Here is a 4,335-nt window from a genome sequence, read left to right as displayed (position 1 = left end):
AGGCGCGGGTGTCGTCGTTGAAGCCGACGGTGTTGTAGAAGCCGGCGGTCTCGGTGACCATCTCGCGGAAGCGGCGCATGCCCTCGGGGCTGTCGTGGAACCACCACGCCGGACCCAGGCGCAGCGCCGGGTAGTGGCCGGCCAGCGGCGCCAGCTCGCGGCTGTAGCTGGTCTCGTCCAGCGTGAACAGGATGATGGTCAGCTTCGCCTCGTTGCCGACGCGGTCGAGCAGCGGCTTCAGCGCCCGCACGTACTCGGTCTGGCTCGGGATGTCGGCGCCCTTGTCGCGGCCGTAGCGGTCGAACACGACGGGGTTGTGGTTGCGCATGCTGCCCGGATGGATCTGCATGACCAGCCCGTCCTCCAGGCTCATCTTCGCCATCTCGGTCAGCATCTGGCCGCGGAACAGCTCGGCCTCGGCCGGGGTGATGGTGCCGCGCAGCGCCTTGTCGAACAGCGCCTCGGCTTGCGTGCGCGACAGGTCGGCGGTCAGCGCGGTCGGATGGCCGTGGTCGGTCGAGGTGGCGCCGCCGACCTCCTTGAAGTAGCGGCGGCGGTTCGCCAGCGCGGCGAGGTAGCCGGTCCAGCCCAGCGTGTTCTCGCCGGTCAGGGCGCCCAGCTGCTCGACGTTGGCCTGGAAGCCCTCGAACTCCGGATCGACGACCGGGTCGGGACGGAAGGCGGTGACGACGCGGCCCTTCCAGCCGCTCTCGCGGATCGCCTTGTGGTGCTCCAGCGGGTCGAGCGGCGACTCGGTGGTCGCCAGCACCTCGATGTTGAAACGCTCGAACAGGGCGCGCGGGCGGTACTCGGGCGTGCGCAGGCAGGCCTCGATCTGGTCGTAGATGCGGTCGGCGCTCTCGGCGCTCGGCCGCTCGGTGACGCCGAAGACGGTCTCGAACGCGTGGTCGAGCCACATGCGCGTCGGCGTGCCGCGGAACAGGTGCCAGTTGGAGGCGAGCAGGCGCCAGATCTTGCGGGAGTCGGTCTCCACCGGGCCGCCGTCCTTGCGCGGCACGCCCAGGCTCTCCATCGCGATGCCCTGGCTGTACAGCATGCGGAAGGCGTAGTGGTCCGGCTTGACGAACAGCGCGGCCGGGTCGGGGAACGCCTCGTCCTTGGCGAACCAGGACGGGTCGGTGTGGCCGTGCGGGCTGACGATCGGCAGCGCGCTCACTTCGCCGTACAGGCGGCGCGCAATGGCGCGCTGCGTGGGGTCGCTGGGAAACAGGCGGTCGGGGTGGAGCATGGTGATCTCCGATGTGGGAAGGGTGAGGCGATGCCGTCGTGTGAAGTATACTAATATATCAGTATGGTCGTTGCAAGCCCCGTATCGTGGGGCATACGGATTAGACGGCGCGGCGCTCGTAGCTGTGGAAGTCGGCCGGGCGCGGCGTGTAGCCGTTGGAGAACAGCGGCGAGGCGACCAGCATGTCGGCGGTGGCCTCGTTGCAGGCCATCGGGATGTTGTAGAGCGTGGCGAGGCGGGTCAGCGCCTTGACGTCCACGTCGTGCGGCTGCGCCGTCATCGGATCGACGAAGAACACCAGCATGTCGATGCGGCTCTCGGCGATCATCGCGCCGATCTGCTGGTCGCCGCCCAGCGGGCCGCTTTTCAGCGGGGTGACGTCGAGGTCCGGATGGGCCTTGCGGACCAGCGTGCCGGTGGTGCCGGTCGCCCAGAACGCATGCCCGGCGAGAAAGCGGAGGTGCGCGCCGATCCACGCGATCAGGTCGCCCTTGCGGGCGTCGTGCGCGACCAGCGCGATGCGTTTGCGGGTCATGGTGGGCATCCTCTCTGTGCGGCACAGTTATACTAATATATCAATGGCGACGCAAGGGGCTTGCTCGCTCCCTCCGGGGTGTTTGACGGCCGCGCGTCCGCGCGCATATTATGCTTAACGGTTGAGGAGCACCCCGCCGTGGGGCGCGTCTGCCGTGTGGTGATCGGGAGCAGGTCTTGACGAAAGCGGCACACACCCCGCCGTCCGGTGCCGAGGCGGGCCGGCGACGGCGGACCCGGCGCGGTCCGGCGATTCCGGTCGCGCGGCCGGTCCAGCGCGGCGGGACGGTGTCGGCGAACATCTACCGCGACCTGCGTGACGAGATCCTGTCGCTGCAGCGCAAGCCGGGCGACCCCATCGCCGAGAAGCAGATTGCCGAAGCCTACGGCGTCAGCCGCACGCCGGTGCGCGAGGCGGTGCTGAAGCTGACCGACGAGGGCCTGATCGAGGTGTTCCCGCAGTCCGGCACCTTCGTTGCCCGCATTCCCCTCGGCGCGCTGCCGGAGGCCATCGCCATCCGCCGCGTGCTGGAGGAAGCCACCGTCCGCTACGCCGCCGAGCGCGCGACGCGCAGCCAGGTCGCCCGCCTGCACACCTGCATCGAGGTGCAGCGCGAGTGCGAGGCCGCCGGCGATTTCGAGGGATTCCATCAGGCGGACGAGGAGTTTCATCGCCTGCTGTCCGAGACCGCCGGCTATCCCGGCTTCTGGACGCTGATCCAGCAGGTCAAGGTGCAGGTCGACCGCTACCGCCGCCTGACCCTGCCGGTCCAGGGCCGCATGGGCGTGGTGATCGAGGAGCACGAAGCGGTCGTCGAGGCCGTCGCCGCGCACGACGCGGACCGGGCCGTCAAGGCGCTCGACACGCACCTCGACGACCTGCAGATCACCATCGCGGAAGCGCAGAAGGCGAACCCGCGGTACTTCTCGGCGGTGGAGGGCGCCGCGGCGCCATAGCCGCCGGCGCCAGCGCCAGCAGCAGGCAGAGCGCCGCCCCGGCGCTCATGCCGGCGACGTGCGCCCAGCCATCCAGCGTGTGGTCGGCCACCAGGAACAGCAGCGCTCCGGCGGCCAGCAGCGTGGCGTAGAGCCACGGCGGCACGCGTTTCATGGGACTTGGCCCCTCAGGCGATGCCGAAGCCGTAGACAATGCGGCCGGTGTACCACTGCCCCGGCCGCAGGACCGTGGAGGGGAAGGCCGGCAGGTTGACGGCGTTCGGGAAGTGCGAGGGTTCCAGGCAGAAGGCGCTGTGCCGGGTGTACAGCGTGCCGCCCTTGCCGACGTCGCGCGGTGCCTTGCCCTCGAGGAAATTGCCGGTGTAGAGCTGCAGCCCCGGTTCGGTCGAGCGGACCTCCAGCACCCGGCCGCTGCCGGAGTGCACGACGCGGGCGTGCAGCCCCAGCGCGCCGGTCGGCTTGTCCACCACGTAATGCAGGTCGTAGCCCTTGCCCAGCGCCAGCATCGGGTGGTCGGCGCCGATGCGCGCGCCGAACGCGGCGGGGCTGCGGAAGTCGAAGGGCGTGCCGGCGACGTCCACCGTCTCTCCCGTCGGCACCGCGGCGGCGTCGAGCGCCAGGTAGCGGTTCCCCTGCACCGTCGCGACGTGGTCGAGGATGGAGGAGCCGAGGTCGCCGGACAGGTTGAAGAAGGTGTGGTCGGTGAAGTTGGCGACGGTCGCCTTGTCGGCGGCCACCGCCGTCCAGGCGATGGTCAGCGCGTTGGCGTCGTCCAGCGCATAGACCAGACGGACCGGCAGAGTGCCGGGGAAGCCCTCCTCGCCATCCTGGAAGACGTAGGTCAGCTCCAGGCTGGACTCGTCCAGCTGGCGGGCGGCGAAGACCCGGAAGCGCGAGCCGCGGGTGCCGCCGTGCAGGGTGTTGGGCGGGCTGTTCACCGTGGTGTGGTGCTCGACGCCGTCCAGCGTGAAGCGCCCGCCGGCGATGCGCCCGCAGTAGCGGCCGATGAACGAGCCCATGGAGGGCTGGCCGTTCACCACCGGATCGATGCCGTCGTAGCCCTGCACCACGTCGCCGAGGACGCCGTCGCGGTCGGGCACCAGGATCTGTTCGATCTTCGCCCCGTAGTTGGTGATCCGCACCACCGCGCCGTTGCGGTTGCGCAGGGTGAACAGGTCCACCGGCTTGCCGTCGATGGTGGTGCGGAACGCCTCGCGGCGCAGGTCGGCGGGTTTGGTCATGATTGGAAACCTCAGCAGAGCGACAGCGCCAGCACGTTCAGGCCGAGCAGCATCACCACACGCAGGAGAAGCGCCGTTTCGAGGGGATCGGAGGTCATCGCGGACTCCATGGATCGGCGGCTGCGCAACAATACTAGTATATCAGTGGCGGACGCAAAGGGTTTGCCGGGGGCAGGGACAGTATGCCGCAGGGCGCCGTGCCCTATCCCCGGCGCTCCGCTCAGCGGGCCAGCCAGCCGCCGTCGACCGGCAGGATGGTGCCATGGATGTAATCGGCCGCGTCGGAGGCGAGGAACACCGCCGGGCCGCCGATGTCGGACGGCACGCTCCAGCGCCCGGCCGGGATGCGGCCGA

6 protein-coding genes are annotated in these 4,335 nt (G+C 69.8%); 1 reads left to right on the top strand and 5 read right to left on the bottom strand.

The window, feature by feature from the left end:
• Positions 1 to 1,249 (bottom strand): glucuronate isomerase (gene uxaC, locus TSO221_RS32785; protein WP_109122661.1); only part of this gene is annotated, 1,249 nt, incomplete at its 3' end.
• A 100-nt stretch (positions 1,250 to 1,349) separates the two neighbouring features.
• The gene (locus TSO221_RS32780; protein ID WP_109122660.1) at positions 1,350 to 1,784 is read right to left on the bottom strand and encodes a methylglyoxal synthase; all 435 of its coding nucleotides are present in this window, start codon (positions 1,782 to 1,784) and stop codon (positions 1,350 to 1,352) included.
• Between the two features lie 251 nt (positions 1,785 to 2,035).
• On the opposite strand from TSO221_RS32780, the gene TSO221_RS32775 reads away from it, so the two are divergent.
• Positions 2,036 to 2,740: a GntR family transcriptional regulator gene (locus TSO221_RS32775; RefSeq protein ID WP_247878377.1), complete on the top strand. Its 705-nt coding sequence runs from the start codon at positions 2,036 to 2,038 to the stop codon at positions 2,738 to 2,740.
• On the opposite strand, the gene TSO221_RS35220 is transcribed toward TSO221_RS32775, so the two are convergent.
• The 3 genes from TSO221_RS35220 to TSO221_RS32765 all read right to left on the bottom strand — a co-directional run.
• Positions 2,670 to 2,894, bottom strand: a complete 225-nt coding sequence (locus TSO221_RS35220; RefSeq protein ID WP_146208984.1) for a hypothetical protein — start codon at positions 2,892 to 2,894, stop codon at positions 2,670 to 2,672. The genes TSO221_RS32775 and TSO221_RS35220 overlap by 71 nt on opposite strands.
• Before the next feature lie 13 nt (positions 2,895 to 2,907).
• A complete protein-coding gene (locus TSO221_RS32770; protein WP_109122658.1) occupies positions 2,908 to 3,981 on the bottom strand; it encodes an aldose epimerase family protein in 1,074 nt (357 codons plus the stop codon).
• A gap of 220 nt (positions 3,982 to 4,201) precedes the next feature.
• Positions 4,202 to 4,335, bottom strand: a 134-nt coding sequence (locus TSO221_RS32765; RefSeq protein ID WP_146208717.1) for an SDR family oxidoreductase, incomplete at its 5' end; no start/stop codon positions are given.

Source organism: Azospirillum sp. TSO22-1 (assembly GCF_003116015.1).
Classification (GTDB): domain Bacteria; phylum Pseudomonadota; class Alphaproteobacteria; order Azospirillales; family Azospirillaceae; genus Azospirillum.
This window is presented reverse-complemented; position numbering and strand designations above follow the sequence as displayed.